Here is a 2,966-nt window from a genome sequence, read left to right as displayed (position 1 = left end):
AGACAGGTCTCGGGCTCCAGCTCGCGCAGGTGGATCGCCGGCTGGTCGAACAGCGGCAGTCTTTCGGCGGCACTCTTGCCGTCGAGCGCGCGCACCGCCCACAGCGCCTCGCGGCGGTCGAGGCCGAGCGAACGGAAGGCATCGGCCTGCGCCAACCTCTCGATCTCGTCGACATCGAGGCCGGAGCGCAGCCAGACATCTCTCACGGTTGAGTAGCCTGAGCCGCGCCGCTCGACGAAAGCCTCCATGCGTTCCTTCGACAGGCCCTTGATCTGGCGGAAGCCGAGCCGAACCGCATGATTTGTCTGGATGACACCGCGCATTTCGGCGTGGCGAGGGAGGATGCGGGCCGGATCGAAAGGGAATTCCTCCAGCGTGCAATCCCAGACCGAGAAATTGACGTCGACGTCGCGGATGTCGACACCATGGTCGCGTGCGTCGCGCACGAGCTGGGCCGGCTGGTAAAACCCCATCGGCTGCGAGTTCAGGATCGCGGCGCAGAACACGTCGGGATAGAAGGTCTTGAACCAGCAGGAGGTATAGACGAGCAGGGCGAAGGAAGCAGCATGGCTTTCGGGAAAGCCATATTCGCCAAAACCCTCGATCTGCTTGAAGCAGCGCTCGGCGAAGTCCTTCGTGTAGCCCTTGCCGACCATGCCATTGATCATACGGTCTCGGTAATTGCCGATGGTGCCGGTGCGCTTGAAGGTGGCCATGGCGCGGCGCAGTTCATCGGCCTCGCCCGGCTTGAAGCCGCCAGCGACGATGGCGATCTTCATCGCTTGTTCCTGGAACAGCGGAACGCCAAGCGTCTTGCTGAGGATCGCCTCCAGCTCCGGTTTTTGATATTCGGGTTTTTCCTTGCCCTGCCGACGGCGCAGATAGGGATGGACCATATCGCCCTGGATCGGGCCTGGCCGAACGATCGCCACCTCGATGACAAGGTCATAAAAATCGCGCGGCTGGAGCCGCGGCAGCATCGACATTTGCGCGCGAGACTCGATCTGGAAGACGCCGAGCGTGTCGGCGCGGCAGATCATATCATAGACATTTTGGTCCTCTGCCGGCAGGGTTGCCAGCACATAGGGTTGCCCGTATGGGTCCCGCGCCTTGGGATAGTGGTCCGTGAGCAAGGTGAAGGCGCGCTGGAGGCAGGTCAGCATGCCGAGCGCCAGCACGTCGACTTTCAGGATCTTCACAGCGTCGAGATCGTCCTTGTCCCACTCGACCATCTTGCGCTGGTCCATCGCCGTCTTGACGATGGGGACGATCTCGTCGAGCCGATCCCTGGTGATCACGAAGCCGCCGACATGCTGGGACAGATGGCGGGGAAACCCCATGATCTCGTTGGCGCGTTCCATCACATGCCGCGACACCGGATCGGTGCGATCGAGGCCGCCGGCGCGAGCTTCCTTCTCGCCAAGCTCCGAGGTCGACCAGCCCCAGATCGAGCCGGAAAGGGACGCCCTGATATCGTCGGACAGACCCATCGCCTTGGAGACCTCGCGCAGCGCCGAGCGGCCGCGATAGCTGATCACGGCGGCGGCGAGTGCCGTGCGCTTGGAGCTGTATTTCGTATAGATGTACTGCATCACCTCTTCGCGTCGCTCATGCTCGAAGTCGACGTCTATATCCGGCGGCTCGTTTCTCTCCTCGGAAATGAAGCGCTCGAAGAGCGTATCGATCTTGTCTGGCCCCACTTCGGTGATGCCGATGCAGAAGCAGATGACCGAATTGGCGGCTGACCCACGTCCCTGGCAGAGAATGCCCTGGCCACGGGCGAATTTGATGATGTCGTAGACGGTCAGGAAATAGCGGGCGTAGTTGAGGCGCTCGATGAGAGTGAGCTCTTCCTGGATGCGCTTGATCACGGAAGCCGGCACTCCCGCCGGGTAGCGGTTCGCCGCCCCCTCCCGAGCCAGTCTCGCCAGCTCAGCCTGTGGACCAAGACCCGATTCCGTCGGCTCGTCCGGATAATTGTACTGGAGGTCGCTGAGCGAAAAGGTCAGCTCTTGCGCAAACCGCAAGGTCTCGGCCAGCGCCTGTGGATGCCGGCGGAACAGGCGGGCCATTTCCATCGGCGGCTTCAGATGGCGTTCGGCATTGGCGGTCAGTTCCAGCCCGACCTCGGCGACGGGGGTGTTGAGGCGGATCGCGGTCAGCACGTCCTGCAGCGGGCGCCGTTCGGCCGTGTGGTAGAGAACGTCGTTGGTCGCCATCAACGGAATGCCATCGCTCTCGGCCATCGCCGCAGCCTGCTCGATCCGGAAACGGTCATTTCCGGCATAGTCGGGCGAAACACCAAGCCGCAGGCTTTTGCCGAAGCGGTCCTTGAGCTCACCAAGCAGGGCAAGACTATCTTCCGCGCCCGCCGACAGATCGGGCAGGACCGCCAGCGACATCAGGTCACCCCATTCGAGCAGGTCGCTGCGCTGGAGAAGGGTGGCGCCCTTTTCGTTTTCGTCGCGCAGATTGGCCTGGGTGAGCATGCGGCAGAGATGCCCCCAGCCCTTGCGGTCCTGGGGGTAGGCGAGAATGTCCGGCGTGCCGTCGCCAAAAACCAGCCGGCAGCCGGGATGATAGGAGAGCTTTTCGACCTTGGCCTGCTGCCAGGCGCGCACCACGCCGGCCACCGTGTTGCGGTCGGCAAGCCCGATCGCGGAGAAACCCAGGAGCTTGGCCGCGACCACCAGCTCCTCCGGCTTGGAGGCGCCACGTAGAAAGGAGAAATTCGACTGGATGCCGAACTCGGCATAGGGAATGACGGTCAGCGCGTTCATGCGAAGACCCCATGCAGGAACCAGCGCGGCGGCACCTGCGAGGCGCCACCGTAGAGGCCTTGCCGGTAGAGCCAGTAGCGGCGGCCGTCGGCATCCTCGATGCGGAAATAGTCGCGCGTCGATGCCGCCTCGTCGCTTGGCGCTTCCCGCCACCATTCGGCGGCGATGCGTTCCGGCCCTTCGGCC

Annotated in this window: 1 protein-coding gene and 1 pseudogene; both read right to left on the bottom strand. The window is 63.4% G+C overall.

Annotation, left to right across the window (positions count from 1 at the left end):
* A partial coding sequence (locus EN935_RS29140; protein WP_127373889.1) for an error-prone DNA polymerase occupies nt 1-2,780 on the bottom strand: 2,780 nt, incomplete at its 3' end.
* Nucleotides 2,777-2,966: pseudogene (locus EN935_RS29135) on the bottom strand (DNA polymerase Y family protein); the annotation flags it as partial. The gene EN935_RS29140 and the pseudogene EN935_RS29135, both read right to left, overlap by 4 nt.

This window comes from Mesorhizobium sp. M7D.F.Ca.US.004.03.1.1, from assembly GCF_003998635.1.
Lineage (GTDB): Bacteria > Pseudomonadota > Alphaproteobacteria > Rhizobiales > Rhizobiaceae > Mesorhizobium > Mesorhizobium loti.
This window is presented reverse-complemented; position numbering and strand designations above follow the sequence as displayed.